Origin of the sequence: Dysosmobacter sp. HCP28S3_G4 (assembly GCF_052065175.1) — a bacterium.
Lineage (GTDB): Bacteria > Bacillota > Clostridia > Oscillospirales > Oscillospiraceae > Oscillibacter.
Map to the genome: position 1 here is coordinate 94,544 of NZ_JBQHUP010000002.1, position 26,726 is coordinate 121,269.

26 protein-coding genes and 2 pseudogenes are annotated in these 26,726 nt (G+C 51.7%); 3 read left to right on the plus strand and 25 right to left on the minus strand.

All coding sequences use genetic code 11. The features are described 5' to 3' along the window. Window positions 1-2 precede the first annotated feature (2 nt). Window positions 3-2,045: an ATP-dependent DNA helicase gene (locus ACTNBU_RS01260; RefSeq protein ID WP_441029931.1), complete on the plus strand. Its 2,043-nt coding sequence runs from the start codon at window positions 3-5 to the stop codon at window positions 2,043-2,045. Window positions 2,046-2,306: 261 nt separating this feature from the next. Here the strand turns inward: ACTNBU_RS01260 and ACTNBU_RS01265 are convergent, their stop codons facing one another. After that, on the minus strand, window positions 2,307-2,645 hold the full coding sequence (locus ACTNBU_RS01265; RefSeq protein ID WP_441029933.1) for a winged helix-turn-helix transcriptional regulator: 339 nt from the start codon (window positions 2,643-2,645) through the stop codon (window positions 2,307-2,309). Between the two features lie 127 nt (window positions 2,646-2,772). On the opposite strand from ACTNBU_RS01265, the gene ACTNBU_RS01270 reads away from it, so the two are divergent. Continuing rightward, window positions 2,773-3,339, plus strand: a complete 567-nt coding sequence (locus ACTNBU_RS01270) for a flavin reductase family protein (protein WP_069432466.1) — start codon at window positions 2,773-2,775, stop codon at window positions 3,337-3,339. Window positions 3,340-3,730: 391 nt separating this feature from the next. On the opposite strand, the gene ACTNBU_RS01275 is transcribed toward ACTNBU_RS01270, so the two are convergent. The 24 genes and pseudogenes from ACTNBU_RS01275 to ACTNBU_RS01390 form a co-directional block, all read right to left on the minus strand. Further along, complete coding sequence (locus ACTNBU_RS01275) at window positions 3,731-5,488, minus strand: antirestriction protein ArdA (RefSeq protein WP_441029936.1); 1,758 nt, start codon at window positions 5,486-5,488, stop codon at window positions 3,731-3,733. A 13-nt stretch (window positions 5,489-5,501) separates the two neighbouring features. Beyond that, window positions 5,502-5,702, minus strand: a complete 201-nt coding sequence (locus ACTNBU_RS01280) for a transposon-transfer assisting family protein (protein ID WP_441029938.1) — start codon at window positions 5,700-5,702, stop codon at window positions 5,502-5,504. A gap of 14 nt (window positions 5,703-5,716) precedes the next feature. Continuing rightward, entirely contained in the window at window positions 5,717-6,988 is a 1,272-nt protein-coding gene (locus ACTNBU_RS01285) for a hypothetical protein (protein WP_441029940.1), read from the minus strand. A 5-nt stretch (window positions 6,989-6,993) separates the two neighbouring features. Then, on the minus strand, window positions 6,994-8,823 hold the full coding sequence (locus ACTNBU_RS01290) for a DUF3849 domain-containing protein (RefSeq protein WP_441029942.1): 1,830 nt from the start codon (window positions 8,821-8,823) through the stop codon (window positions 6,994-6,996). A gap of 15 nt (window positions 8,824-8,838) precedes the next feature. Then, complete coding sequence (locus ACTNBU_RS01295; protein WP_441029944.1) at window positions 8,839-9,594, minus strand: phosphoadenosine phosphosulfate reductase; 756 nt, start codon at window positions 9,592-9,594, stop codon at window positions 8,839-8,841. Next, complete coding sequence (locus ACTNBU_RS01300) at window positions 9,591-11,660, minus strand: DNA topoisomerase 3 (RefSeq protein WP_441029945.1); 2,070 nt, start codon at window positions 11,658-11,660, stop codon at window positions 9,591-9,593. Before ACTNBU_RS01300 ends, ACTNBU_RS01295 begins: the two co-directional genes overlap by 4 nt. After that, window positions 11,657-12,466: a DUF4366 domain-containing protein gene (locus ACTNBU_RS01305; protein WP_441029947.1), complete on the minus strand. Its 810-nt coding sequence runs from the start codon at window positions 12,464-12,466 to the stop codon at window positions 11,657-11,659. The genes ACTNBU_RS01300 and ACTNBU_RS01305 overlap by 4 nt, the downstream gene beginning before the upstream one ends. Then, a complete protein-coding gene (locus tag ACTNBU_RS01310; protein ID WP_113998520.1) occupies window positions 12,459-12,704 on the minus strand; it encodes a DUF4315 family protein in 246 nt (81 codons plus the stop codon). Before ACTNBU_RS01310 ends, ACTNBU_RS01305 begins: the two co-directional genes overlap by 8 nt. A 17-nt stretch (window positions 12,705-12,721) precedes the next feature. Next, window positions 12,722-14,926 carry a CD1108 family mobile element protein gene (locus ACTNBU_RS01315; protein ID WP_441029949.1) on the minus strand — a complete coding sequence of 735 codons (2,205 nt, stop codon included), beginning with the start codon at window positions 14,924-14,926 and terminating at the stop codon, window positions 12,722-12,724. Continuing rightward, window positions 14,926-15,756, minus strand: a complete 831-nt coding sequence (locus ACTNBU_RS01320) for a DNA-methyltransferase (RefSeq protein WP_441029963.1) — start codon at window positions 15,754-15,756, stop codon at window positions 14,926-14,928. The genes ACTNBU_RS01315 and ACTNBU_RS01320 overlap by 1 nt, the downstream gene beginning before the upstream one ends. Window positions 15,757-15,909: 153 nt before the next feature. Next, window positions 15,910-16,431, minus strand: a complete 522-nt coding sequence (locus ACTNBU_RS01325) for a nitrogen fixation protein (RefSeq protein ID WP_441029965.1) — start codon at window positions 16,429-16,431, stop codon at window positions 15,910-15,912. 119 nt (window positions 16,432-16,550) lie between these two features. After that, a complete protein-coding gene (locus tag ACTNBU_RS01330) occupies window positions 16,551-18,884 on the minus strand; it encodes a VirB4-like conjugal transfer ATPase, CD1110 family (RefSeq protein ID WP_441029967.1) in 2,334 nt (777 codons plus the stop codon). 67 nt (window positions 18,885-18,951) lie between these two features. Further along, the gene (locus tag ACTNBU_RS01335; protein WP_441029951.1) at window positions 18,952-19,284 is read right to left on the minus strand and encodes a PrgI family protein; all 333 of its coding nucleotides are present in this window, start codon (window positions 19,282-19,284) and stop codon (window positions 18,952-18,954) included. 58 nt (window positions 19,285-19,342) lie between these two features. Next, a pseudogene (locus ACTNBU_RS01340) lies at window positions 19,343-19,891 on the minus strand (MT-A70 family methyltransferase); the annotation flags it as partial. A gap of 15 nt (window positions 19,892-19,906) precedes the next feature. After that, window positions 19,907-20,776: a VirB6/TrbL-like conjugal transfer protein, CD1112 family gene (locus ACTNBU_RS01345; protein ID WP_050005960.1), complete on the minus strand. Its 870-nt coding sequence runs from the start codon at window positions 20,774-20,776 to the stop codon at window positions 19,907-19,909. A 37-nt stretch (window positions 20,777-20,813) separates the two neighbouring features. Then, window positions 20,814-21,026: a Maff2 family protein gene (locus ACTNBU_RS01350; RefSeq protein ID WP_004611947.1), complete on the minus strand. Its 213-nt coding sequence runs from the start codon at window positions 21,024-21,026 to the stop codon at window positions 20,814-20,816. A gap of 88 nt (window positions 21,027-21,114) precedes the next feature. Then, on the minus strand, window positions 21,115-21,327 hold the full coding sequence (locus ACTNBU_RS01355; protein WP_004611947.1) for a Maff2 family protein: 213 nt from the start codon (window positions 21,325-21,327) through the stop codon (window positions 21,115-21,117). Window positions 21,328-21,438: 111 nt separating this feature from the next. After that, complete coding sequence (locus ACTNBU_RS01360; protein ID WP_441029954.1) at window positions 21,439-23,211, minus strand: VirD4-like conjugal transfer protein, CD1115 family; 1,773 nt, start codon at window positions 23,209-23,211, stop codon at window positions 21,439-21,441. Beyond that, window positions 23,208-23,699, minus strand: a complete 492-nt coding sequence (locus ACTNBU_RS01365; RefSeq protein ID WP_178803076.1) for a PcfB family protein — start codon at window positions 23,697-23,699, stop codon at window positions 23,208-23,210. The genes ACTNBU_RS01360 and ACTNBU_RS01365 overlap by 4 nt, the downstream gene beginning before the upstream one ends. Window positions 23,700-23,815: 116 nt before the next feature. After that, window positions 23,816-24,652, minus strand: coding sequence for a DUF6017 domain-containing protein (locus ACTNBU_RS01370; protein ID WP_441029956.1), 837 nt, complete (start codon window positions 24,650-24,652; stop codon window positions 23,816-23,818). A 4-nt stretch (window positions 24,653-24,656) separates the two neighbouring features. Beyond that, on the minus strand, window positions 24,657-24,887 hold the full coding sequence (locus ACTNBU_RS01375) for a hypothetical protein (protein WP_050006550.1): 231 nt from the start codon (window positions 24,885-24,887) through the stop codon (window positions 24,657-24,659). Window positions 24,888-25,027: 140 nt separating this feature from the next. Further along, complete coding sequence (locus ACTNBU_RS01380; protein ID WP_087267984.1) at window positions 25,028-25,327, minus strand: DUF6050 family protein; 300 nt, start codon at window positions 25,325-25,327, stop codon at window positions 25,028-25,030. Then, the gene (locus ACTNBU_RS01385; protein ID WP_087267980.1) at window positions 25,324-25,536 is read right to left on the minus strand and encodes a DUF5348 domain-containing protein; all 213 of its coding nucleotides are present in this window, start codon (window positions 25,534-25,536) and stop codon (window positions 25,324-25,326) included. The genes ACTNBU_RS01380 and ACTNBU_RS01385 overlap by 4 nt, the downstream gene beginning before the upstream one ends. 136 nt (window positions 25,537-25,672) lie before the next feature. Then, window positions 25,673-25,996: a recombinase family protein gene (locus ACTNBU_RS01390; protein ID WP_418779494.1), complete on the minus strand. Its 324-nt coding sequence runs from the start codon at window positions 25,994-25,996 to the stop codon at window positions 25,673-25,675. Window positions 25,997-26,210: 214 nt separating this feature from the next. Here ACTNBU_RS01390 and ACTNBU_RS01395 point away from each other — a divergent pair. Further along, a pseudogene (locus ACTNBU_RS01395) lies at window positions 26,211-26,726 on the plus strand (hypothetical protein); the annotation flags it as partial.

Genomic DNA, 26,726 nt, shown 5'->3' on the forward strand with positions numbered 1-26,726 from the left:
GCATGAGCTATTATTTCGGATTTAACACACCCGAAGAGCAAAAGAAAAAAAGAAAGTCTGACCTAACAGCAATCGGCGAAAAAGTCACTTCATTCTTTTGGGATATTGCACCGGCCAACGGTTTTGAGATGCGAGAAGGCCAACAGGATATGTCTTTTGAGATTGTGGATGCCCTTATTCATGATCAGCATTTTGCGGTAGAAGCCGGAGTCGGAATCGGAAAATCATTTGGGTACTTGGTACCGGTCTTGCTGTATAACAAGAGAATGAAAAAGCCCGTTATTGTGGCTACATCAACTATCGCGCTACAAGAACAGCTTTGGGATGATATTCACATTGTGATGAAGCTTCTCAATCTACAACCGGAAGTTATCCTTGCAAAAGGACAAACTCATTATCTCTGTCATAAGCGGGCTGATGAGCACATAAATACAGCGGATGCAGTAATTCCTGATGAACTGCAAATCGGTCTTGAAAGTGGATTTCAGGATAGAAAGCAGTTTTCACAAACTTTACCGCAGAATATCTGGGATAAAGTCAATGTACAACGGTTCAGTATGCGAAATTGTAGTGGCTGTGAAAAGAAATGCCTTTATCATGCCATTCGCTCGAAAATAAAATATACCGATGGAATTATCCTGTGCAACCAGGACTTCCTGACTGCACATCTTCAACAAATACGAGGCTGGCAGGATGGCCTTATTAACCGTGAGGCCGATCTTATTGTTGTGGATGAAGCACACAACTTAGATGATAAAGTGCGAAGCGCCACCACAAAACGCATCAATCAAGGAATGCTATTAGGACTTATTAAAAGCGCAACCAATGAAGTCAAGGCGGCTGATAGGCAGAACATCTATGGAGATGTCGAGGACGCGAAGAAGTCAATTAGCGTGTTTTTTGACCGCCTTAAAGCACAGATGCAGGAACAGATCGACCATTCGCGGCAAGATATGAGATACGCGGATCGGTTTTTCTTTGATGGTGGTGAAAACTCCATAGCCCTTCTTAAAGCGATGATAGAAAGCATTAAAAGTGTTGCTCTCAGCATTCAGATTTACACCAGCTTTGATTACAGCAGTCGAACAACTGCTGCATCGGACGAATTGGACAGCCTAAGCGAAAGCCTTGCAGAAATGATCGAACAAATTGATAGCAATCTTCTCTGGATTGAGCGAAAAGGGAAAAATGCAGAGCTTGTTTATTGCCCAAAGAATATCAGCCAAATTACCGATCGACTGTATTTCAGCGGGAAAGAAAGAGTAATCTTGACCTCCGCAACCATGACCAATGCAAGTAATGGAGAATTAGTAGATCAATACTCCTATTTTATCGGTAATACAGGATTTCCGACGGATGAACGCGGTTGCTTATCCGAACCGAAGCCTTCTCCCTATCCATACGATGAGCATTCCATGATTTATTATTGTGACGATCTGCCCCATCCCACTCAGGAACATGAAGCTTTTATCGAACAAGGCGTACAACGCTTGCTTGAAGTTCTCGAAATTTCAGGTGGGAAGGCTCTTGTATTGTTTACTGCGAAAACAGATATGGAGGAAGTTTATACCATCCTCAGTAAACTAAACTTGCCTTACAAGGTCCTAATGCAGCAACCCGGTTCATCACAAGATAAAATTCTTAATGAATTTAGAGAAGATACCAACTCTGTTCTGCTCGGGACAGGCGCTTACTGGGAAGGCATAAGCATTGAAGGCAAAAGTCTCTCTAATGTCGTGATTTTCCGCCTTCCATTTCCTGTACCTGATCCGATTATAGAATACAAAGCATCCATTGCTAAGGACGCTTTGATGGATGTCCGTGTTCCTGAAATGATAATTAAACTCAAACAAGGGATAGGCAGACTGATCCGTAATTTTAGCGATACAGGAATCGTATGTATCATTGACCCACGACTTCGAGATGACCCTCCTGCCAAATATCACGACATTGTATGGGAATCCCTCCCCATAAAGAATAAAACAAACAGCCTCGATAAACTAAAAAGGTTCTTTGACAGCCTTTCCAGTTTGAATGACCATTGAGTCTTCTTTACATCCTATATCTCATAAACATTTTCCAAGAAAAAAGAGCCTCAGCCGACAACCAGAAGGTTATAGACTGAGGCTCTTCACTTTTGATTAAAAATCAACTTTTATCCTTACATTTCAGGTTATGAAGGCACGGACAGGAAAACATACGGGGCACCTTTCAAGCGCCGCTTACAGGGCAGAAAAGCCACGATTTTCAACCCTTATCACGACATATTTTCCGCCCTATCTGTCCAGTTGTAAGTGACAGCTTTTTCATTCTTTTGGTTTGTTTTCTTCTCCCCATAAGCATAACTGATCCAGCACTTTCATCAATGATTTTCCCCGCTCACTCAAGCTGTATTCTACCTTTGGAGGGATTTGGAGATATTCTGTTCTTATGATCAAATTGTCGGCTTCCAGTTCTTTGAGGTTTGTACTGAGGGTTTTGTCTGATATGTTTTTTAGATACCTTTTCAGCTCATTAAACCGTACCACCCTATACTCCATCAGACAATATAAAATTACCATCTTATGCTTGCCGGAAATGAGGGAGAGTGCGTAATGAAAACCGGTATCTTCAAAATTGGCGTTCTCAATGTAGTTCTGTATCATAGCATCACTTACCTCATAGAAAGTACCTGTCTTAATTGCCAGTACTTGAATTTGTTTCTCTTCTGGATATAATTATAAGTAAGACATACGGTCATGTCAATAATGCAAATCAGAAGGAGAGATAGTTATGAGAACCAAGTTGAATATCACCGAAGGTATTTTCCCGATGCCGGTGCTGATGGTTGCGACCTATAATGAGGATGGCAGCGTCAATGTTATGAACGCTGCATGGGGAACTATGCAGGAAAGAGATACTGTCGCTCTCAACCTTACCGAGAGTCATAAGACTGTAAAAAACATTAAGGCTCGGGGCGCTTTTACCGTCAGCATCGCGGATGCTGCTCATGTGACGGAGGCGGATTACTTTGGTGTGGAATCCGGCAATCGAGTATCGGATAAACTTGCTGCAAGTGGCCTGACTGCCAGCAAGGCCGAAAAAGTGGATGCACCTGTGATCAACGAGTTCCCGCTTTGTCTGGAATGTGAGTTCATCGAGTATCAAGACGGAAAATACGGTTGTGGCGTTATCGGTAGAGTTGTGAATGTTACTGCCGATGAAAGCGTAATGGTGGACGGAAAGCTTGATATGTCCTTGGTGAATGCTATTGCATTTGATCCATACACTCACGGGTATTACAAAGTGACGGAGCGCGTCGGCGAAGCATTTAAGGACGGTTTGAAACTCAAAAAATGAGCGTCCTGTTCAAGGAGACGAACCGGCAAAGTAAAATGAAAAAAGAGCCTCAGCCGACACCCGCAAATGGGCACCGACTGAGGCTCTTCGCTTTTGGTTAAAATTCGACCTTTATCCCGGCAATTTGGTTGTTGAGGGCGCAGACAAGAAAACTACGAGGCACCCTATCAGTGCCGCTTACAGGGCATAAAAAACGCGATTTTCAACCCTAATCACGACATATTTTCCTTCCTATCTGTCCGCTTGGATGCGTAGAAGGGACACGCGATGATTTCAGCACGAAAACTCTGCTTGCAGGGATGGAGACAACGGCGGCATTGCTCAGCATATTTCCTCCGCCCGTTGCTGTCAAGGAAGAAGCTCCATTCGAGCTTCCATTTCTTACTCCGGCTCATAACTCACGCTCGCTCTTCTTCTCCTTGTGGGGAGAAGGCTTATCCGTCTGCTGGGCGGTTTTGGCGGATTTCAGCCGATCCATGATCGAGGCTTTCCCGCCCTTCTCGCTCGCTTTGTCTTCCTTCGGACCGTTGTTGATAATCCCATCAATCATGCCATAGTCATCCTCAAGTGACATTTCAGCGGCTTTGAGTGGATTTTGCTTTTCCAGCTCAGCCACCCAATCCGCTTTCTCCACACCGAAGATACCGCCTTTGGCGGCGTGTTCCATGATCTCCTTAGCGTCCAGAACCAGACCCTCGGTATCATCACCGTACAGCCGGTAAATCTGGCACGACTTCATGACCTCAGCCGCAACATCCTCCCGCATGGGCAGCATCCCGCCCCATTTGTAGCCGTACTGCTTCATTTCCTCGATGCTGATGCTGTCATCCGGCATCTTCTCGACCGGCATGACCTCCTGACGGAGCAGATTGACTGCGGTCTCATCGAAGCCGTCATAGATATGGGACAGCACCAGCTCGCCGCGCTCATCGACAATGATGCAGGAGGCATCGTCCCCAAAGGTGTCGTGCTCCATCAGCCAGAAGGTGTGACCGTCGATCTCTTTATGGTCAATCGTGTGCCATGTGCCGATATGACCATCCACCGCCATGCCGGAGGTATTCTCGTTGACAATGGAGCTTTTCTCTTCAAGAACCGTCTGTTTCTGCTGTTCTTCGGAAATCATCGGGATAGCAACAATCCTATCTCCGATTTTGGCAAACTGCTCCGGCATTTTGAACTCCGTCATAAACTGCCGCAACAGATCCGGCGAAAGTGAGCCGAAGCTGTCATCCGTCAACCCCGTGACAAGGAAGGTACCGGCAACAATATCATAGATTTCACCGCTGTCATCCCGCAGAGCGCGGTTGAGAGGCAAACCGTTCATCTTGCCTTCTTCATTGCAGACAATGGCAACCGGCTCTTCAAAGGGATAGACCGCCTCAATGTCCCCGCCAACCTCATGCTGTAAGGACTCGAGGCTGGAAGGGATTTCTTTCACATAGGGCTTCTTGTCCGGCTCAACCACCAGCACTGTGATCGTGCTTGGCTGCTCCAATTCTTCGCCGCTTCCGGTGACGCGGTACTCATCGGGAATATCCTCAAGCGTACCGTCAAAGTAGCGGTTCCAGCTATCGCCGGTAGGACGGATGTACCCGGCGTCGGTCAGTGTGCCGCCTTCATTGATTGCGCAGTCTTCGCCGTATCGCTCAAAGTCAATGTAATCCACAAAGCTGCCGAACTTGTTGTCTATGTTGTACCCGCCCTCAAAGAAGTAGTAACGACCGAGATCGTCATAGTCCTTGATGTCGGGGATAAAATCATAGTTGTCGAGATTGTAGGTCAGGTTGATCAGATCGTCGAGGTCATTCACTTCATCGCAGCCGCTATCCATGATTGCCACGAAATGCTCAAGCTCAGAGCGGGACATCTCATCCAGCCGCGCGGCGAGGTAGTTGAGCTTATCGAGGTTTTCATATTCGCCAAGGAGCGTGCTGACCCCATGAATGGAGCAGTCATAATCCGTGATAAACCATTCCTCATAGACCTGACCGAACTCGTCCTTTGAGCCGATACCGATCCGCTCGAAGACCTTCTTCATTTCCTCTTCGGTGGTCGGAAAATGAACCCACTCCCCGACAAGCTCGCCTTCGTTGTACTTGCCAAGATTGGTCACGAAGGCTTCAAAACTGCCATCCAATACGGGCATAGGCATCCTCCTTTCAATCGTCCATCATGCTGTCCGGCGCGATGTAGAGCTGGGCAAACGCCTCGTCGGTGATACCCTCAAGCTTCCGAACGGTATGAAAAAGCAGCTCCGCCATCTCATCGTCCAGCTCATTGATGGGCAGCGACTTCATCTCTGCAATCAGCCTCTTGCGGCTGGAAGTGTCGAAGCAACACATCAGATTTGTCTCTTCCACGGTAAAAAACATAATCACATCTCCATTTCTTTTGATTTCGGTTTCTTTGTTTGCTCAGGCTTTTTAGCACCTTTATCCGGCGCAGTCTGGGCGTGTTCTTTGAGCTTTGCGAGGACAGAAGTCTTCTTCTGAGAGGGATGCTCTCTGCGATCCATTGCTTTCCAGAGGTTTTCTGCCGGAGCATCCTCCACATAGGAGCGGACAATAGACAGCCGCTCATGGAATGGAACGGGATTTTTCCTGTCCGTGATGTCCGTCAGGCTGACTTCTTCATTTGGAAAATCAACTTTGTCAACGCGGACAGTTTTGCCATCCATATCCATCACCATGCCAACAGGGATATAGTCCTCAGCGAGAAGGTGCTTGACGGTTTCCTGTCTACCGTCTTCACCGGATTGCGTGACAAGGACATCGTTGCCTTGTCCCCACAGAGCTTTTGCCTTGGCGACCCACTGATCTTCCCGAAAACCGGTCACGGCGACCTGCCCGCCGCCTTCCAGCTCTTTCATCAGGAGCTTTGTGCCGAGCGCGGGCGCTGTCTTCTTCGCATCTTCACCGTAAATCTCGAAGTAGCCGTTCTGGGCAAAGCAGACAATCGCTTCGGGATGGGCTTCCTTGACGGCATTGTAGGCGGTCTGCGCTTCAAGGGGCAATATGCCAAGCTTTTCTGTCACGCCATGCTGGACGGCAAGCTTGTGAATGTGATCCTCAATACTGCCGGTTTTCGCATGGAAGCCCGTTTTGAAGCGCTCACGGCGGAGGATCATGTCAAGCTCAGTCGCATTCTCAGGCAGATAACTCACCGACACAACCTCGCCGTGCTTTTCTTCCAGCGGGATCGCTTCACGCCGGTAGCTGCGGAAAGGCAGATAAAAGGTGGCATCGTCCTTAAAGGAGACTGCCACTGTCTCAACCGGAACGGTGAGCTTTTGCATCCTCTCCACATGGGCAGCATAGTCCAGCTCAATGAGGTTGCCTCTGACGGTATCGCCCTCTACGCCCTTGATCTCAACCGCGTAGGCAAGGATGGGATCGCGGGTTTGCTCATGGTAAAACTCCCACACTTTGTTTTCGTAGGAATCCTCCACATAGACTTCGCGCTCAGGCAGGAGGTAAGTGCCGTTCGGACGGGACATCCAGAGAAGGTGCTTGTCCTCGGGGGATTGGGAACCGGCAAGGCTGTGAAGCAACCCGGCGTCCAGCTCAAAATCCTCTTTGTAGTTCTGGGTATGGATGTCCATAATCCGGCGAAGGGCATCCACAAGATTGATGTTTTCAAACTTCATAGGCATCACTCCAAACCGACATCGCGGGACTTCTGCTTGACCGGCGTTTTCCGCTCAGGCTGGCTCTTTGCCGCAGCGCGGAGCTGTTCTCGGATAGAAGGTTTTTCCCGCGCTGCTTCCTGAGTCTTCTCTTTGCCGATATATTCAAGCGTCGGTGTCAGCTCGCGGTAGCAGCCCTGTACCTTCTTCGCAGAATGGCGGCGGTGAATGGCGAACATCGGCTCGCCATCCCGGGTAACGGTGTTGCCCTCAATCCTGACCTTGTACTCCATCATCACCTTAAAGGACTGATTGGACGAACGGTAAGTAGCCAGCATCCCGTCGTTGCGACCGGAGATCTGCGCTTTGAGCGTGTCCATGACGGCTTCCTTGATTTTCTTTTCCTCCGGTGTGAGGCGATGCTTCACCGGTGCCGCCTGTTCCGGCTCTTTGGGAGCCGGAGCTTCGGGAGCCTTCTCCGGCACAGCCGATTCGTTCTGTTCAGCCGGTGCCTGCTCCTGTACCTTACCGATAGCGGTCTGCCGGACGAACTCTTCGGTGAAAAGGCTGACCAGCCCCGGATTTACACCGTCAATAATGAGATGAGTAGCATTATCCGGGCTGCCATCCATGCCCTTTGCCCATTCCTTGCAGTCCGGGGAAATGCGTCCGTCATGGCCTTTCTGCTGGATGGTTTGCGCGAGGACATAGGCGACGCGCTCAGGCGAGAATTTCTCAAGGATGCTTTTGACGGCGGACTCCGCCGCAAGGCGGTTGTTGCCGTAGTAGTCGTTGATGGTCTGCTCAATCGCCTCTTTACAGTCCATGTTTGCTTGCATCGAGGTGCGGTAAGCACCCAGCTCACCAGCTTCAAAGGCATACATCGCAGCTTCCCGATAAACCGGAATCGCCGCATCCCGCAGCGGCGTAGGGGCTTCCTGTTCTTTCACGGCAAGTCGCTCTTTGAGCTTTTCATCAATACCGGTGATCATCTCAGCCGCCGTTTTGCGGATGGTTTCCAGCGAGCCTTTCAGCTCCTTGGTCTCCTTGTCGGAGGACCAACCGGCGATATAGCCAAAGGAATAGTCAGAGGTTTCAATGCCGTACCGCTGACAGACGGTATAGGCGACACTTTCTGCCTCGACCTCCTTAGTGCGCCGGTCTTTCTTGTCTTCGGGAGCAACCTTTTCGCCGGGAGTGACGGCATGGAGCTTGGCATGGGCAATCTCATGGATCGCCGTCTTGATGGTCTGGATTTCGCTCATGCCCTCCTGAATGGCAATGCGGTTTTCTACATGAGAGAAGTAGCCTTTTGCGCCATCGGTGATGTTTTCAAAGGCAATGGGGACCGGAGACAGCTCTTTAAGAGCATCAAAAAAGGCGGCGTAGTTTTCCACGCTGCCTGTCAGCTCATCTACGGCAATATCGGGAAGCGCTTTGCCGTCCGTCTGGGACACATCGAAGACGCTCACAACCTTGAAGGCGGGGCGGGTCACTTCAACCGTCTCAGTGACCGGCTTGCCGTCCTTGTCGAGAACGGGCTTCTGCGTTGCCGGGTCGAGTTTTTCCCGCTCTTCCTGCACCTTGTAGGGCGCAGGAGCAAGGATTTTGATACCCTTTTCGCCCTTCATCACATGGCGGTCGAAGTTGCGCTGCCATGCCGCGTAACCGGCGATCAGCGTCGCATCTGGCTTCTGCATGGCGATGAGAAGCGTATTGTTAAACGAGTAGTTGTAGAACTTGGACATCGTTTTCAGGTACTCTTTGAAGCGTTCGGATTCAAACAGTTCCTTGAGTCCCTGTTCCAGCTTGTCGGTGATTTCCCGGACTTGCTGGGCGTTTCTGTTTTCAGCCATTTCTAACCTCCAATCTTACTGATTTGAAATAGAAAACTCCGGCTGAGATTTGCCCGAAAGACGGGCTTTGATCTCAGACGGAGTTTCCGTTCTGGTCAATCTGCGATGATACAAATTATCTGTATGTTCCCATTCAATCAACTTCTCAAATAAGTCAGGGTGACGGTTGACCATGTGGGAAAGCTCAGAAGTCGATGCGTTCGGGCAGAACCAACAACCGTTGCGTTTGGAATGTTGATAACAGGGCGAGAGCATATCGTATTTCTCGCACAGCCGCCAAGCATCCGCTTCCGTCATGCCATACTTTGCAAGAAGGCTGATGTCCTTCTCCTTATTCAGTCTGGCAAGACGCTTTGGCTCGTCCAATGCAATACCTACATAGCTACGGGTGTCATCAGGTTGAGCCTTATGGTACTTGCGGAGCGGAGGCATTTTACAGTCCCGATTTACCGCGCACTTTCCCGGCCAGACAAAACCTCGAATCAGCCCTTCATAAGGTCCTCTTGTGATAATGTGATGGAACACATCATCGTAAGTTTTGTCACTTCGCAGAACCGTGAATTTGCATCCGAGTTCATTTTCAACGAACCGTTTGAGCTTTTGGTGGATAAAGTCCCGATGCTCCGGGACTTCTCCACTGATCTCCTGACCGAACATCACCTCACTGTAAATGACCTCATCCAACGGCTCGTTTTTCTCCGCAGCAAGAAGAATTGTTGCTACGCTGTCCTTGCCTCCGCTGCATGAGGCAATATATCGCGGGCGCGTCATCGGTCGAACTCCATCTTGAAGCTGACATACTTGCCGCCTGTGTCATCCAGACGGATCACCGCATCATAGAGCTGCGGGCGCTTTGGCGTATAAAGCCCGGTCACTCTGCACCAACCCTTGTCCAGCAGTTCGGCGGCGATTTTCTTGGTTAGCTTCTTTTTCTTAGAAGAGAAAAACTTATTGTCCTCCCACATACAGAAGGAGCATTCCTTGTTCGAGCAGTAATAGTTTCCCTTGCCCACATAGACCGGCGAGCCGCAGCGCGGGCATTTGCCGATGGACTCTCTGCCGGTATCGAAGCGGTTTGCCTCGGAGTCCGAGAGGAAAGGATAGGCTTTGACCAGCTCGGAGGTCATCCCTACAATGCCGGAAAGGAACTTGTTCGAATCCGCATTGCCGCGCTCAATCTGCATCAGGGTATTTTCCCATTCCGCCGTCATGGTAGGCGAAGTGATCTGCTCAGGCAGGACGCATACAAGGTTGTTGCCGTCCTTTGTAGGCACGAGAGATTTGCCCTTGCGCTCAACGAAGCCGCCTTTGACCAGCTTTTCGATGATACCGGCGCGGGTGGCGGGAGTGCCAAGCCCTTTCTTTTCGGTATCATCGTCGAACTCAGCATTCCCCGCAGTCTCCATAGCCGACAGAAGGGAGTCTTCGGTGTAGGGCTTCGGTGGGGATGTGTAATGTTCGGTGACGCTGGAATCGACAGATGAGAGAATATCCTTCTCATTTAGAGAAGGCAGCGAGCGTTCCGGCTCGTCCTTTTCCTTGCTCTTGAGCGTTTCCTTGAAGCAGCGCTCAACCGACTTCCATCCATCCTGTACGACCGTTTTGCCTTTTGCCTTGAACTCGTAACCCTCACAGGTGAGCGTGACCGAAGTCTCATCATAGATGTGTTTCTCACCGGTAGCGCTCAGAAGGCGCATGGCGACAAGCCGGATGATTTTCTGCTCCGACTCCGGCAGCTCAGTGAGATCCTGATTTTCAAGCTGGACGGTGGGGATAATGGCATGATGGTCAGTGACCTTGGCGTTGTTGGTAATTCGCCCGATGTCCGGCTCGTGGATGATGCCTTCAAAGAGCGGCACCTTTCGGGAGACAATGCCGATCACCTGACGGGCGGTGCTCTCCATATCCTCGGTGATGAACTGACTGTCCGTTCGGGGATAGGTAAGCAGCTTTTTCTCATAGAGGGACTGCACAAGATCGAGCGTCTGCTGGGCGGTAAAACCATAGTAGCGGTTGGCTTCCCGCTGCAAGGTAGTCAGATCATAGAGCTTCGGCGGGTTGACCGTCTTCGTCTCCTTCTTGAGATAGGAAACGACGGCTTGCTTTTTATCGCAAGCCGCCGCAATCGCCTTCGCCTCGCCTTCGGTTTTGACCTTTTCCAGGTCCGCCGTCAGGTTGTCTTTACCGATATGGACTTTGAAGTATTTCTCCTTATGGAAGGTGGAGATTTTACCTTCCCGTTCCACCAGCATTGCCAGCGTTGGCATTTGGACGCGCCCGACCACCAGCTTCTTATGATAGAGTGTCGAGAACAGCCTTGTGCCGTTGATACCGACAATCCAATCTGCCTTGGAACGGGCAAGCGCGGCTTCATAGAGCCGGTCATAATCGCCGCTGTCTCGCAGATGGGCAAAGCCCTCCCGGATTGCGCTATCTTCCAACGAGCTGATCCACAGGCGCTTGAAAGGCTTCGTGCAACCGGCTTTCTTGTAGACCAACCGGAAAATCAGCTCACCCTCGCGCCCCGCATCGGTGGCGCAGACAAGCTCGGTCACACGCTTATCACGCATAAGGTCACGCAGCACCTTGAACTGCTTCTGCTTGTCCTTCGGGACTTCAAACAGCCATTCCTCCGGGACAATGGGGAGGTCGCTGTACCGCCACTTGGCAAAGCGCTCATCGTAGGAGCTTGCGTCCGCAAGCCCCACAAGATGACCAACGCACCATGAGACAATGTAGTTGTTTCCTTCGAGATAGCCGTCCTTACGGGAGGAAGCGCCCAGCACCTTCCCGATAGCGGCTCCAACACTCGGTTTTTCCGCAATCACTAAGATCAAATCGTTTCCTCCGTTTCTTTGGTTTCGTTCCCGTCATCTTCATCGTCTGCAATGACAGGCTCTTCGTCCTCGTTGATATACGGCTCTTCCTCATAACCCTCGTCATCGAAGAAATCCAGATCCTCGTCCTTCTGCTTCTTGCCGCGCACGAACTTGAAGTAGTAATATGCACCACCGCCGATGCCGACCAGCGCGATGATGCCGATGATCAGGGCAATGTTCGGGGAAGCGTTTTCCGGCTCTTCGGGCACCTCGGTTTCCTCGCCCTCGACTGGCTCTTCCGGCTCAGGTACAGCGCCGGCACACTCGCTCATGTTTGTTTTGCAGACAGGGCATTCCGTATTGACAGCTCCGGCCTCGCAGCGGGTATCGCAGTTACAGGTAGTAAGCGAAGATGCCGTTTCCTCATCCAACAGGGCAAGCAGATCGGCCTCGTCCACCATGTTGAGGAAATAGGTCTGGTACTGTTCCTCTTCCTCGTTGATGGGCGCATCGTAGTCGATCACAACATAGAAGGTGTTGCCGGTCTTGGTCTGTACTGTGATGAACTGCTTATTCGTCGCCTTGTCATAGAGCAGATCGCGGGTATAAGCGTTGCCTTCACCGTCAATCGGCTCGCCCTCATACTGTTCAGGCTTTTCGGGTGCTGCGGTTTCCGGTGTTGCCTCGGGCTGGGTTGCCTCCGTGACCGGAAGCTCCTGCTCGGTGTCATCCGCATAGGCGAATGCGGGTACAGTGAACGAGATACAAAGCGTGAAGCACAGTGCAAGCGCCGCCAGAAGGCGGATTCCTTTTCTCTTAGTCATTGTCCGTCACCTCCTGCTGGGTAGTGATAGGCTTTTCCGCCTTGCCGTCCTTCATCGCAGCGAGGAAGGCCATGATCTGATCCTTGTCCATGACCATTGCACGGACGGTGTTGACGATTTCAAGGTTTTCCAGCTCGGTTTTCTTGTCGTAAAGCTCCTTGAGCTGCCCCTGCAGGTCCTCGACCTTCTTCTCGGTTTTGGTGATTTCCGCGCAAACCTTCTGATATTTCGGGTTCATAAAAACGCTCCTTTCAGTTAATAGTTGGGTCTTCCAAAGGCATAAAAGTGAGACTGCCAGTAGGAAGTGTTGATGGATGTGTACTGGATGGGATCGCCGCAGTGCAACATCACATTGTCGCCCACATAGATGCCCACATGGGAAACGCCCGGTGTGTCATAAGTGCCGACAAAGAAGACGAGATCCCCCGGCTTCACATCGGCGCTGGAAACAGGCGAACAGACATTGTAAAGCCCCTGCGCACCCAGCCGTCCGGTGTTGACAAGTCCGCTGTTTGTGAGGACATAGCTGACGAATCCCGAACAGTCAAAGGAAGTGGACGGGTTTGAACCGCCCCAAACATACGGGTAGCCGAGATATTTTTCTGCCTCTGCGATGAGAGTTGCGAACTTCTCGTCCGTCAGATACGCCGCATTGACCGTGTAGTCATCGGGTGGGTTTTCAATGTACTTGTCCACATAGCCGGAGCCGGGGAACAAATCCTCACGGTTGCCCAGAGTTGACATATAGGCTGAGTACATGGAGAGCTGGTCTTCATTCATGATGTAGACCGGTAAATGGGAGAGGTCAAAGTTTTCCAGCGTGACAGTACAGATGTAGTAGTTATACGGCACTTCGACCTCATAGGTGTAAGTTTCCGTGCTGGTCTCGCCGGTTTCGGGATCGGTGACAGTCGTTGTCCCGGTACGGGTCTCTGTCCGGTAGCGTACCTCAACCTCCACATCTTCGGTGAGGATGTATTGCCGGTCAAAGAGCGTTTGAAGAAGCCCCTGAACTTCGTCCAGAGTGAACTCTCCTTCATTGAAGGCGGAGAGAATGGAAATGAGCACATAGGGATCGTGCTCAATCGCGTCGAGGTCAAAGTGGTACTCGTCGTAGTCGTGTGTGCTTTCGTAGTTGTCCAGATACGATTGCAGCTCGGCCTCCATCTGACAATACTGCGCCTCCGCGCCGGTCATGGCATCGTCCTCACTGAGGTAGGAAGTGGCGATGACAGACGAGGTGGTAGAGGTGAACATTGCCGTGCAGGAGCTAATCCCAGCAGACAACAGGATCAGAATCATCAAGCCAGCTCCCAGCCAAGCAAAGACCTTTTTGTTCTTGACGATAAAGTCCTTTACCTTATCCGACGCTTTCTCTCGGATGGTTTTACCGGTGGACTTGGTGGCGGTGGAGGCCGTTTGCGTCCCTGCCTTGCGAGCCGCAGCATATTCCTTCTTGATGTGCTGCTTCTGGTAGTGCTTATTCATATTGGCTCGGGAAGCCTTCATCTCAGGATTTTCGGCGACCGTCTTCTCAAAATGGAGCTTCCGGTCAGCGGCCTCGGCCTTCTGCTCCAGCTTGGACACCTTCTCGAACGGCTTGTTTGCACTGCGCTCTGTATGATGCTGGTAGTGGCGGACAACGGACTCGGAGGCAATCTCTGTCTTATGGGCAGCTTCTACACCGGAGTTTTCCTGCTCCACCTCATGGATTTTGCCGTGGATGCCAGAGGCAAGCGTATCGCCGACCTTGCGGACGGTCTTGTCTGCCTCAAACTGCAATTTGCTCTGTCCCTTGGGGACTTTCAGCTCGTCTTCAAAGTAGAGGCGGGTTTTGCCTTTACCGGTTTCCTCGTCAAAGACGCGCTCTTTTTTCAGCACCTTCTTGGTGGGCAGCTTCTCACGGGCGGCATCCAGACGCTCATGCGCCTTCTGGGATTTGCGCTCCAAACGCTCGATTCGCCGGGAAGCTGGGGCATCGCCGTCAAGGTCCGGCATCTCTGCGGAGGTTTCAGCCGCTCTTTCCAGAACGGACTCTCCATCAATCTGCCTTTCAGCGCGAGGTCTGCTGACCTTGCCGGTGACAGCGGTATCGGTAAATGCTTTTCCGTAGTCAACGGAATGGGTGCGGTATGTCTCAGAGTGCAGAGTGTGAGATGTTGGATCATCGCTGACGGGCAGATCACCCGGCTTGTACTCTTGCGCCGCATCTGCGGAGCGTGTTTCGGCCTGAGTCTGACTCTCTGCGTCTTCCAGCTCATCAGGACGAAGCTGCCGCCGCTTCCTGCCCTCTTCGGCAATATCACCGGATTCTGCGTCATGAGGCGCGACAAGCTGAGCGTCTTCAAGGCGCTTCGACACCTTTTCCGAAGTGCCTTCCGTGAGGTTTTCTTCCACAGCGCCGTCTCTGGTCATCCGCAGGACAACCCGGTCTTTGGGCTTCAATTCATCATGAGGCATCAGATTTCACCTCCAATCCGCGCCTCGGCAAGTTCTTTGTATTCAGGGTTTAACTCAATCCCGACATAGTGACGGTCAAGCTGCTTTGCGACCATGCCGGTTGTACCGCTGCCCATGAAGGGATCAAGGACAACGCCGCCTTTCGGGCATCCGGCAAGCAGACAGGTTTCAACCAACTTCGGCGGGTATGCGGCATAGTGACCGCCTTTGAAGGGGACGGTGTTGATAATCCAGACATCCCGCTTGTTGCGCAACGGATTGATCATCTCATCGGAGATAGCACCGTGTTCACGGCAAAGATTGATGGTCTGCGGCTTCGCCTGTCCGGGGATAGGCTCCCCGTATTTGTTGCTTCCCTTGACCCCACGCTTGAGCCTGCTTGCCGTTCCGGGAGCAATCGGCTCGGAAATGGCCTTGTAGTCAAAGAAATACTTCCGTGACTTCGAGAACAGAAAGATATGCTCATAGCATCGGGCGCAGCGGTCTTTGACGCTTTCCGGCATCGGGTTTTCTTTCATCCAGATAATGTCATTGCGCAAATACCAGCCGGAGTCGCGGAGCGAAAAGGCCAGCATCCACGGGATGCCGATCATATCCTTGGGCTTGCAGCCCTCAACCTTGTAGTTGAGAGCCACAGCCTGACCGTTTCTGCCCTTGGGATTTTTTGCGTCCACATAGCCGCCCTGATTGCCTTTCCCGGCATAGGTGTCGGAGATGTTGAGCCAGAGCGTCCCATCCGAACGCAGGACGCGCCTGACTTCGGTGAACACTTCCGTCAGGCGCGAGATGTATTCCTTTGGCGTTGCCTCTCTGCCGATCTGCCCGTCCACACCGTAATCACGCAGCGCGTAGTACGGCGGGGAGGTAATGCAGCAATGGACGCTTTCATCGGGCAGCGTTTTGAGGACTTCGAGACAATCGCCGGTGTAAATGTGATCAAGCTGTATGGAGACTACCTCCTTTCTGCGAGACTTGATGCGCACTTAGTCGGAGAAATACTCGTCCGGCTCGTAGTCCTCGTCATCGTCCAACTCATCCTCCCAGCGGTCGATGATGGATTCGGCCTCCTTCGCCGCCTCGCGGTACAGGGAAAGACGGTTGCGCTCATAGGCGGCATAAGCGGGGATGAACTTGCCAAACTCCTGAATGGCGCGGACATCCTTGGTGCGCATATCCGATACCATGTCAATCAGCTCGGCCATCGTCAGCAGATCCTCAATCATGCTGTCATACTTCTCCTTGGGGATGGTGACAAAATCGTCCGCATCCTCGTCTTCCTCATCCATATCAAATGCGGAAGGCGTGCCGGACACACGGTAGATGTGCTCCTTCTCCTGAATGGAGTCGAGAATACCGGCGATAACCTCCGTCGCCTCATCGGCACACTCGGCGATTTCCTCGCGGACATGGAGGTAAGCGCGGTGGTGCTTTTTCAGCTCGTCCTCCTTGCGGATCAGGTTGACCAGCTCCACGGTCAGCCCCATCAGGCCAAAGAACCTGTCCATGCCTTCCTTGACCTCGCGGAAGCTCATCTCAACCGGCGTATCGCCGAAAATCTCGGTCATCTCGTCAACGGTGATCTCAAAGTTCTCGTTCATATTCTTTTTCATAAAGGTAGTCCTCCTTAGTTCTGCAAGGTTTCTTCGGGTTTGGTGGTCATGTAACGATAGAGCATCGTGTCCTTCGGGAAGTCATCCTTGAAGGGGACGATGGTCGAGCCGTAGAAGATCAAGCCTTCACCGGCGTTGGAATTGGTGATGTAGTTCTGCTGGCTGGGCGAGATGTTCAGTGCCTTGGACAAAATCTGCCGGTCGCCGGATGCCTGGTTCAGAAGGTAGACGAAGTCGGAGTTCTCAAAGATGTTCTCAATCTCACGGGAAGCCAGCAAATCCTTGACATTCTGGGTGATCCCGGTCGGAATCCCGCCCCATTTTCTGAACCGCTTCCAGATTTCGACGGAATAGGCGGCTGTCTGTTCTTCCTTGAGCAGAAGGTGGAACTCGTCCATATAGTAGCGCGTCGCCTTGTGCTGGGCGCGGTTGATGGTCACACGGTTCCAGACCTGATCCTGTACAATGAGCATCCCAAGTTTCTTGAGCTGCTTTCCGAGCTGCTTGATGTCATAGCAGACGAATCGGTTATTTACATCCACATTCGTCCGGTGATTGAAGACATTCAGCGAGCCATGCACATAGATTTCAAGGGCAGTGGCGATACGCTGTGCCTCCGGCTCACTCTGACTGCGCAGGATGTTGTAGAGGTCTTCGAGAATAGGCATTTTCTCAGGAACCGGATCGGCAAGATAGTCCTGATACACCTTGCGGACGCTGCGGTCGATGATGGTCTTTTCCACCGGTTGCAGCCCGTCCTTGCCGCCCACAATCAGCTCACACATGGAGAGGATGAAATCAGACTTCAAAGTCAGCGGGTTTTCCTCTTCCGAGTAGTTCACATTGATGTCCAGCGGGTTGATGTAGTCGGTACTCACCGGCGAGATGCGGATGACCTGACCGCCGAGCTTCTGCACAAGGGGATAATACTCCGCCTCGGGATCGCAGACGATGATGTCATCCTCCGTAATGAGGAAGGCGTTGGTCATTTCCCGCTTCGCCGAAAAGCTCTTGCCGGAACCGGGGGTACCGAGGATCAGGCCATTCGGGTTTTTGAGCTGTTTTCGGTCAACCATGATCATGTTGTTGGAGAGCGCATTCAGCCCGTAATACAGCGCCTCGCCGCCCTGAAAAAGTTCCTGCGTCGTAAACGGGACGAACACTGCCGTCGAAGAGGTGGTCAGCCCGCGCTCAATCTCGATCTGATTCAGGCCAATCGGGAGAGAGGACATCAGCCCTTCCTCCTGCTGGAAATCCAGCCGCTTGAGCGCACAGTTGTATTTCTGGGCGATGGAAGCTGTCTGGAAGATAGCATTTTCGAGCTTCTGGCGGGAGGCAGCGGTATTCATGATGAGGATGGTCACAAGGAACATTCTCTCATTGCGCGTCTGAAGGTCCTGCAACAGGCGCTTGGCCTCACCGCCGTAGGTGGCAAGGTCGGACGGGATAATTTCCATGTCATATCCGCTTCTCACGGCCTTCTTCTGCTCTTCAATTTTCATCTTGTCGAGGTCGGTAATCTTCATCTTGATGCTCTTGATGGCTTTCACCTGATCAATCGTGCGGATATGAAGATTGACCGTGATGTTGCTGTCCATGTCGAGGAAGTCAGCCAGCATCCGGTCATTGAGTTCCGGCGCGAGGATTTGCAGGAAGCTCACCGCGCCGATGGCCTTGCCCATCTTGAAGCACTTGCCTTCGCGGAAATCGAAGGAAGTGGGCGCGATGAAGTCCTTGCTGCTGAGTCCTGTCCGGGCTACCATGTCAAAGGAGAAGCGGAACGGCTCGTTCGAGTCCATGTTGAACACATCATGGAGCACTTTCAGCCGTTCGTAGCCGGACAGCGGCTCGGTCTTCACACCGAGGGTTTTGAAATTGTTGAGGATGTCCGTCTCAATCCGATCCAGCTTGGCCTTCGCCATGCGCAGGGAGTCGGCCTCAATGCCGAAGGTAATGTACTTGCGCTTGATGAGGCCGTTGTTGCCCTTCGTGAGCTGGTTTTGCAGCATCTCGGAATACTCGCTGCGGATGTCGTTGAACTCGTCATCCTGCTCCGGGATGTTGATCTGCTTCTTGAACTCGCTGATGCTCGTCCTCTGGTTGATAAAGGAGAACTGGACAAAAATCGAGCTGTCAAAGTAGTTCAGGAAGTCGCACCAGTTCTCGAAGATGGCCGTCTTGTCCTCGTTCTGGGCAAGCTGATAGTTGATGTCGTTGAAACGGATCGTCTTTGTATAGAGACGGCTGTTGACCTTGCAGATGCCGTCGCGGCACATCTCCACATAGGGGATGGTCTGCTGCGCCGATTTGCGGACTTTCTTTGCCTTCTTGTCCTTTTTCTTCTGCATGACCAGCTTCTTCTTTTCCTCGGCGGAGAGAAGATCGCCGTACACCTTGCCGTTTTTGGTAAGCCGCTTAGGCTCTGCGGCCTTTTTCGTGCTGCTGTGCAATCTGCAATTCCTCCTTCTCTTTGATTTCCTGCTGGATCGCAGCGTATAGGTTGCTCGTGCGGTATGGCCGCACCTTATCCCTCAGAAACATGGACTTGATCACATGACCGAGGATTTTTTCAGCCGGTTGCCCGTCCTTCTCATAGAGAGCGAAGAAGATAAACGGGAGCATGATGACCACCATCAGCATTGCCGAGGTGGAGATGCCGAGGCTGGGCTTAGTCAGGAAGAAGATTGGAACACCCGCTGCCGCAGCCAGCGCAAAGCAGATGAGCTGCCGCTTTGTCAGGTTGAACATGACCTTCGTCTTGACACGATTCAGGTCCTTCGGGACCGGTACAAACGCCATTGGGAACCTCCTTTCCAAGCGTGATGCTGCACTCAACTTCATTGCCCCATACATCCCAGCCTTCGGGGGACTGGCGGGCGAAAAGTTCGATGCGCGGGACATCGCCCATGAGCTGGACGATGCGGTTGCGGGCTTCCTCCGGTTTCTTAGAGTGCTCTTCAATGTGGCTCATGATGACCTGATGCACACCGGGGCTTGCCCGTTTGGGATGGCCTTTCGTTGCAAGGATGCACAGTTCAGCATTCGCCCGTGTCCAGTACCCCATGCCCCAAAAGAGACTGTCGGACACCCGGTTCTGCTTGATCCAGACAAAAGCCGTCGTTTTGTATTCAAATCCCCATGCTTCAAGGACTTGGAACGCCTCCTGCATACAGGGGAAGGTAATCCACATGAAGAGCGCACAGTCTTTTGCTGCAAGCTCTCCAATAGGCAGAGCCTTGATGTCTTCAAGGCTCATGGTCGGGTAATGGCTTTCCGCTGAGCGGCCAAGCCCCTTCTTTGAGTAGACCTTGTACCGCCACGGAGGGTCGGCGTAGATCACGGAGTATTTCTTCAAGCTGACCCTCCTTTCTCAGTGGGCATTGAATAGTGACTTTGCAAGCGAACCTGTCTTGAACAGGGAGAAGCAAAGGATGACCGTGTATGCCGCCACAGAGAACAGCGCCGAGTGGATATTGGCCGCGATGATCATGTTGTTGATGAGCACGGCATAGATCGCAACGCACACCATGATGAGGAAACCTTGGAACGCCAGTGCGAACAAGCCCTTGAGGTAGTTCGTACCGATGCTGCCCCATTCGCGGTTACTCATCGTCGCTATGGGAATGGGCGCGATGCTCACGGTGCAATAAATCTCAATCATCCGGCCATAGAGGATGACCGTGATGAGAATGGACATAATCTTGAGGCACAGGCTGATCAGCAGCGTCTCTATGGACAGGCCAAGCAGTTCGCCAATGCCCATCGTTTCCATGCTGGCGCGCATTTGTTCAAGAGTGGATTCGATGTCGATGTTCGTGTCGCCGCTTATGACACCGGCTGCACCGGCTACGACATTCTGACCGATGTCGAAGACCGCCATCACAATGTCAAAGGTATTGGTAACGAGGTAGATCGCCACAGCCGCCTTGAAGAACCACTTGAAGAACATCCATGTGTCCATGTCATGCAAGTTGTTTTTCTCGGTGATCATGGAGATCAGCTCGTAACACAGGACAAAGGTGATGATGATACCAGCGATGGGGACTATCACATTTTCGGATAGTCCCCGGATCATCTGGTATATGCTGCTATCCCATGAAGAGGGCGTTTTGCCTACCTCAGCAGCTATCGTCCCTACCTTGTCGTTGACATCGGTGAACATATTGGTCATGTTGCTTTCAATCCAGCCGATCAGAAGCTCTTTTATGGCTTCTTCGATTTTTTCAAGGATAAATCCCAATATTTCACCACCTTTCGGTTATGCTGGGGTTGCCGGATCAGAACAGGCCAGACAGGAGCGGGATAAGGGTCGTGCCGATGAGTACCACACCACCACCGGCCATCAACTGCTTGATTCCTTGGCTCTTGGCACCGGGATTGTCATTGCCGTACCCCTCCATGAGGTTGACCACGCCCCACACGGCAAGGCCAGCGCCAAGGGCGACAACGAGGGTCTGCAAAACGGTAACTGCCTGATTGATAAATTCCATAAATGACCTCCTTGTGTTGGAAATTGGTTAAAAATGAAGGGAGAGCGCGGCATTTCGCGCCCTCCCATGTGGATACGCGAACCGGTTATCAGAACAAACCGGACAGCAGGGGGATGAGGGTCGTGCCGATGAGTACCACGCCGCCACCGGCCATCAACTGCTTGATGCCCTGGGACTTGGCACCGGGATTGTCATTGCCGTACCCCTCCATGAGGTTGACCACACCCCACACAGCCAGACCGGCACCGAGGGCAACAACGAGCGTCTGAAGGACCGTAACCGCCTGATTGATAAATTCCATAGAGTGACCTCCTTGATTTTTGAGTGTGAATTATTGGAAATGGGCAAAAAAATAGAAGCCCCGTCATTGTTCTGCTTTGGGCATTGCCCATGCGCAGTGCATGACGGGGCTTCAATCGGCTTCAACCTCTCCCATGTCATAGAGGTCGAAGGTTTGGGTTGGCTTGACTACCAGCTTGTGAGAACGGTATTTCTCGATGTCAAAGGCGTTGCGCTTATCGTAGTCGGACAGCATTTTGTATTTTGGATGCTTCGTAATGTCGTACTTGTCACTGAGAAAAGGTCTCACGCCTCTAAGCTGCAAAATACATTTGCCGCCGTCCATGACAGCGATTTCGTCCTCCGACATGAGCTGCTTGCCGGTCTTCTGATAGTTCAGGCCGTATGAGTTGTTGGTTGAACGGGTTTCTGATGTGTTATATAGGTCGATTGTCTCCTTGCCGAGGATTTCACTGAGTTCCTTCAAAGTGGATTTTTCCTTGCCGCCAAGGAAGAGGGTACAGTCGCAGTTGCCGACAATCGTGTCCGCAGCGTCCTTGTAGATGGTTTTGAGCTGGCTCTGGGACTGCAAGATGATGGACGCTGAGATTTCCCGGCTTCGGATCGTAGCAATCAGTTTGTCGAACTTTGGGATTTGACCGATGTTCGCAAACTCATCGAGCAGGCAGCGGACATGAACGGGAAGCCGCCCGTTGTAGACATCATCCGCTTTGTCGCAGAGCAAGTTAAAAAGCTGGGAGTACATAATCGCCACGACAAAGTTGAAGGTATCGTCGGTATCAGAGATAATGACGAACAGCGCCGTCTTGCGGTCGCCGATGCAATCCAGCTCCATCTCGTCGTAACTCATCAGCTCCCGCAGCTCCGCGATGTCAAACGGGGCAAGCCGTGCGCCGCAGCTAATCAGGATCGACTTGGCGGTTTTGCCAGCGGCTAACTTATATTTACGGTATTGCTTGACCGCGAAGTGGTCAGGGGCGCGCTCTTCCAGCTCATCGAACATGAGGTCAACGGGATTTTTGAAAGTCTCGTCATCCTCTCTGGCCTCCGAAGCGTTGATCAATTCGAGCAAGGTAGTGAAGTTTTTCTCGTGTTCCGGCGCTTCGTACCAGATATAGCCGATGAGGGCGGTATAGTAGAGCTTTTCCGCCTTGACCCAGAAATCCTCCCCGGACTTATCGCCATCTCCCTTCGTGTTGACGATGATCGTATTGACCAGTTTGAGGATGTCCTTCTCTGACCTGATGTAAGCGAACGGGTTGTAGTGCATGGATTTACGGAAGTTGATCGTATTCAGCGACTTGATGATATAGCCGTTTTTCTCAAGCATCTTTCCGCATTCGACCAGTACTGTACCCTTGGGATCAGTGACCACATAGGAGCTGTGCATCTGCATGAGATTGGGCTTCACGAAAAAGCGGGTCTTACCGGAACCGGAACCACCGATGACAAGGATGTTCTTATTCCTCGCGTACTTCGGTTGCTTTGGACGGCTGTTCATGGTCAGCCCCTCGGTCTGGGTGAGGATGACATTGTTGGAGAAGTCGTCATCCATGTAAGGCCGGATGTCTTCCGGTCGCCCCCAACGGGCTGACCCGTATTCCTCCCCTTGGCGGAATTTCTTGCGGTTTTTGCCTTTGATGTAGACGGCCAGCTTGAGCAATGCGCCTCCTGCCACACCAATGAGAAGGTCTACCGGGTGGAAGCTGGGGAGCGGGTTGGCAAACGCTGCGCCGAAATTGGCAAAACCCCCGGTGAGCTTGTCGATGAACTCTGTGCCGGGAGCCAGCCGGAAGACTGCCGCCAGCTTATCCACAAAGTAGAAGGCGAACACATACGGGAGATTGAGAAGGACGAGCTTTTTGATGTCGAGTTTTTTCTTCATAGCTCAACGCCCCGGTCCTTCGTCTTGACCTTGACCTTCTCCTTGTGCTGGGCTTTGGACTGCTCCCTGCTGCGGGAGAGCTTCTGCTTGAGGGATTGTTTTTCTTTCTGCTTGACCGTCTTGGCGGAAAACTCCTTGAACGCCTGAGTCATCACATCCACATCCCGCCCTTTGAAAAAGACGAGATAGCGCGGCGGCTGCTCAGAGGTGTCTTTCTTGAGCGCGTAGTCGATCCCGTACTTGTTCGCTGTGCGCTCGAAAGACTTGATGTTTCCGTCGGTCACTTCAATGTTGCTGATTGCGGCGTTCTGCTCGACAAGGTGCTTGATGGACTGCTTGCCCCGATAGGTCTTGGGCTGAGAGGCTTGCTTCTCTGCCTTTTCAATTTCCTCGATGAATTTGGCGAGCGCCTTTTTCAACACTTCCGCAGTGATCTTGCCGCCCTTAATGGCAATCGCAACAACTTTGGTATTTACTTCATCCTGCATGGGGACCTCCTTTCTGAGATTTGCGGGGCAATCCCGTCACTAAGGCGGGACACCATGTAAAATGTGGATCATGTTTTCATCTCACCCCCTTGAAGTTGATTAAGAATGCTTACGCATCAGCCTTTCCCGTGAAAATCGTAGTTCACGCGGGCTGAATAGTAGTTGTCTATGGTCAGCGAAGCGTTGTATAACGCCGTGAGCAGATATGCCCGGATGTTCCGAATGTCGGAAGGGCAATCGTTCATCGCTTGGAGCACATAGTCAATGTGGCCGCTGTCCAGCTTGAGGAAGCGCGACTTGACCACCGGCTGCGGCATATCCTCGCCGTTGATACGGATGGTGGGGCTTGTGGAGCAGATAGCATCCAGCATAATCTCGACAATTTCGTTTACACGGTCAAGGTCATAGTGCCTGTCCTGAGAGCGGATGTCGATCTCAAGGTTATCCCGGATCAATTCCCTGTATTGCTCCCGTTCATCCATCCTGTCCATCCCATCAAGATTGATAGATTGATACTTATTCAGAGAGTTATTTCTTTGGTTGTTAATTACTTGATTGGTATTTAATTGTGCGGGATTTTCCCCATGTGGGTTCTCCATGTGTGGATTATCCATATCTGGATTATCCACATCTGGATTTTCCCTGTGTGGAGAAACCGGTTGTGGCTGTTCGTAAATCTCAAAGACCGTGTTGCTCATCCTGCCCTTGGCGTCGCGTTGCCTGTGACGGATAAGGTAGCCGTGAACTTCAAGCTCCCTGAGAGCTGCCAGAACAGCATCGGGGCCTTCCTTGCAGATCGCCGAAAGACCTTTCGTTGAGAACTGCCAGCCATCGTTGAAGGACAGCATTTTGGAGAGTAGCCCCACGGCCTTGAGGGACAGGGTTTTATCCCTGAGATGGTAATTTGCCATGACCGTGTAGCCACGGTTTTTGTTGACGCGATAGACTGCCATGCGGTTATCCCTCCCTTGCCATCACCGGCTGACAGCGCAGCGTTGACAGCTTCACCGGGGAATAGGGACATTCCTCGAAGACACAGGTTTGATATTTCCAGTAGGGACGATGGAAACAGCACGACCGACATTCCGGGCAGATCCCGTCGCATCCGCTGTCATAGTGGTTGTGGCCGGGTACCTCCTTCATGAGGGCTTCAAAGGCTTGCAGCTTACCGGCTGTCATGTAGCTCATTTTGTTTTCTCTCCTTTCCTCGCCGCACCGCCGTCATCTGCAAGAGGCAGATTGTTCCAGCTTTCGGGCAACAAAAAAAGAGGGTTTGCTTCATGCTCCGAATTGGAGAATGAAACAAACCCTCTTAGCTTTTCAGATATTCAGATGATTTCTCGGATGGTATGGATGATGCCGAGCAGCAGCCCGACAATCAGGGCGAGTCCTCCGATAAGACCGCCGATGATGATGTTGAGTGCGAAGATTCCTACTGTGCCGGATATGCCGTAACCGAAGGGGACGAGCCAGAGACACATCCTGCGGATGCCGAATGGGAAGCCGACACAGAGCCACATCAGGAAGTAGTCACATACGCCGTCCGCCATATAGACCGGCTTGAAGAATGCGGCAAGACAAAGGGCAATCAGCAGAGGAAGCAGCACTTCCTTGAGAAAAGTCTTCACATCCTCACCCTCAATCCCTGCAAATCGTCCGTGCGGATGCCGACCAGATACCAGTCCGCAGCCATTTCGATCCGGGTGGGTTTCCACTTGCCCCTGACCATGACATCGAAGCATTCCCCGCAGTGCAGACCGCCGTAGTAGCAGTCAAGGTCAAAGCGAATGTCGTACCGATCCGTTGCGTGGTCATAAACCAAAGTTCCCTGTTTCATGATGGACTCCTTTCGTTGTGGGCAGCGCAACGGGAAGGGCTTATGCAGTGTACCTCCATAGCCACCGCCAGCCGGTTTTGATCCGGTGCGCCGATTGTAGTGCGATTGTTCCTCTTTCAGGTCAAAAAAGAAGGGACTAAGCCAGAATCCCTTGATTTTCAAGGTCTTTCTGATTTAGTCCCATTATCGCACAACAATCTTTCACGAACACCGCCGAAATGTACCCGGCCTCGATTGCAGCGATCATTTTCTGAAAGCCGGGGCGTTTCATGGTGGTTCCGGTGATACCGTCATCCACGAAAAAGATAGTATCGGTATAACCCTTGTCCTTGGCAGCCTTTTGAAGTATCTTCTTTTGGTTCTGGATGCTGTTGGACTCGCTGTCCATGTTATCATCACGGCTCAGTCGGCAGTAGAGAGCGGCTGTGCCGGTAGAGATTTTCTTGCTTGACTGCTTCATAATGTCCTCCTTTCCAAGCAGCCGAGCAAGGCTTCATCCTATGTATATTAGGGTCTACTGAAAAACGCTCAAAAGTTTTCTTTGACCGAAGAATTTCAAAATAATCGGCAATATTTTGCGAAAAAACATTCAGAAAGAGTCCGAAATGTAGTATAATAGAAGCAGCCAAAATCAGCGGCTTCTGCGGAAAAACTGTTATTCTGGGGTGTTTTACATGTATTATATCGAGGACAAGGACCAGCTTGTTATAGAGGATTTTACCATGCCCTTCGGCGGGGAACTTGACCCGGAGAATCGCTGGGTGCGGCTGGCTGGAATCATGCCTTGGGATTATATTGAAGAGATCTACTTGCAAACCATGAACACGGAAACAGGCCGCAGAGCAAATGGCAATACGAAGAAGCAGATAAAAGAGCAGGTGCCTGTGGCGTCCAAGCACTATGCGAAGGAGCTGATGGCGGAGGTCAATGCGGACAGAGAAGCTCACGGCAAGAAGCCGTTTGACGATGATGACGATGAGCCGCCGACAGCACCTAAGAAGCGAAAAGACAACACTTCCAAGAAGAAACTGGCCCGCAGGAAGAAAGAGAAGACCCGCACTGTGACAAAGAGCAGAACCGACCCGGACAGCGGCCTGTTCGTAAAGGGAGACCACAAGCGGCAGTTCGCTTACGAAGCCCATACTGCCTGCGACAGCCATGGTTTTGTACTGGAAACAGTAGTGACTCCC

Coding starts and splice junctions, on each gene's coding strand:
- ACTNBU_RS01360 (WP_441029954.1), bottom strand. CDS start 23,211: ATGAAGAAAAAACTCGACATCAAAAAGCTCGTCCTTCTCAATCTCCCG.
- ACTNBU_RS01365 (WP_178803076.1), bottom strand. CDS start 23,699: ATGCAGGATGAAGTAAATACCAAAGTTGTTGCGATTGCCATTAAGGGC.
- ACTNBU_RS01290 (WP_441029942.1), bottom strand. CDS start 8,823: ATGGCTGAAAACAGAAACGCCCAGCAAGTCCGGGAAATCACCGACAAG.
- ACTNBU_RS01295 (WP_441029944.1), bottom strand. CDS start 9,594: ATGACGCGCCCGCGATATATTGCCTCATGCAGCGGAGGCAAGGACAGC.
- ACTNBU_RS01390 (WP_418779494.1), bottom strand. CDS start 25,996: ATGAAGCAGTCAAGCAAGAAAATCTCTACCGGCACAGCCGCTCTCTAC.
- ACTNBU_RS01370 (WP_441029956.1), bottom strand. CDS start 24,652: ATGGCAGTCTATCGCGTCAACAAAAACCGTGGCTACACGGTCATGGCA.
- ACTNBU_RS01325 (WP_441029965.1), bottom strand. CDS start 16,431: ATGGACAGGTTCTTTGGCCTGATGGGGCTGACCGTGGAGCTGGTCAAC.
- ACTNBU_RS01330 (WP_441029967.1), bottom strand. CDS start 18,884: ATGCAGAAGAAAAAGGACAAGAAGGCAAAGAAAGTCCGCAAATCGGCG.
- ACTNBU_RS01275 (WP_441029936.1), bottom strand. CDS start 5,488: ATGCCCGTATTGGATGGCAGTTTTGAAGCCTTCGTGACCAATCTTGGC.
- ACTNBU_RS01285 (WP_441029940.1), bottom strand. CDS start 6,988: ATGAAGTTTGAAAACATCAATCTTGTGGATGCCCTTCGCCGGATTATG.
- ACTNBU_RS01310 (WP_113998520.1), bottom strand. CDS start 12,704: ATGAACCCGAAATATCAGAAGGTTTGCGCGGAAATCACCAAAACCGAG.
- ACTNBU_RS01355 (WP_004611947.1), bottom strand. CDS start 21,327: ATGGAATTTATCAATCAGGCGGTTACGGTCCTTCAGACGCTCGTTGTT.
- ACTNBU_RS01305 (WP_441029947.1), bottom strand. CDS start 12,466: ATGACTAAGAGAAAAGGAATCCGCCTTCTGGCGGCGCTTGCACTGTGC.
- ACTNBU_RS01315 (WP_441029949.1), bottom strand. CDS start 14,926: ATGCCTCATGATGAATTGAAGCCCAAAGACCGGGTTGTCCTGCGGATG.
- ACTNBU_RS01270 (WP_069432466.1), top strand. CDS start 2,773: ATGAGAACCAAGTTGAATATCACCGAAGGTATTTTCCCGATGCCGGTG.
- ACTNBU_RS01335 (WP_441029951.1), bottom strand. CDS start 19,284: ATGTTCAACCTGACAAAGCGGCAGCTCATCTGCTTTGCGCTGGCTGCG.
- ACTNBU_RS01260 (WP_441029931.1), top strand. CDS start 3: ATGAGCTATTATTTCGGATTTAACACACCCGAAGAGCAAAAGAAAAAA.
- ACTNBU_RS01350 (WP_004611947.1), bottom strand. CDS start 21,026: ATGGAATTTATCAATCAGGCAGTTACCGTTTTGCAGACCCTCGTTGTC.
- ACTNBU_RS01375 (WP_050006550.1), bottom strand. CDS start 24,887: ATGAGCTACATGACAGCCGGTAAGCTGCAAGCCTTTGAAGCCCTCATG.
- ACTNBU_RS01385 (WP_087267980.1), bottom strand. CDS start 25,536: ATGAAACAGGGAACTTTGGTTTATGACCACGCAACGGATCGGTACGAC.
- ACTNBU_RS01265 (WP_441029933.1), bottom strand. CDS start 2,645: ATGATACAGAACTACATTGAGAACGCCAATTTTGAAGATACCGGTTTT.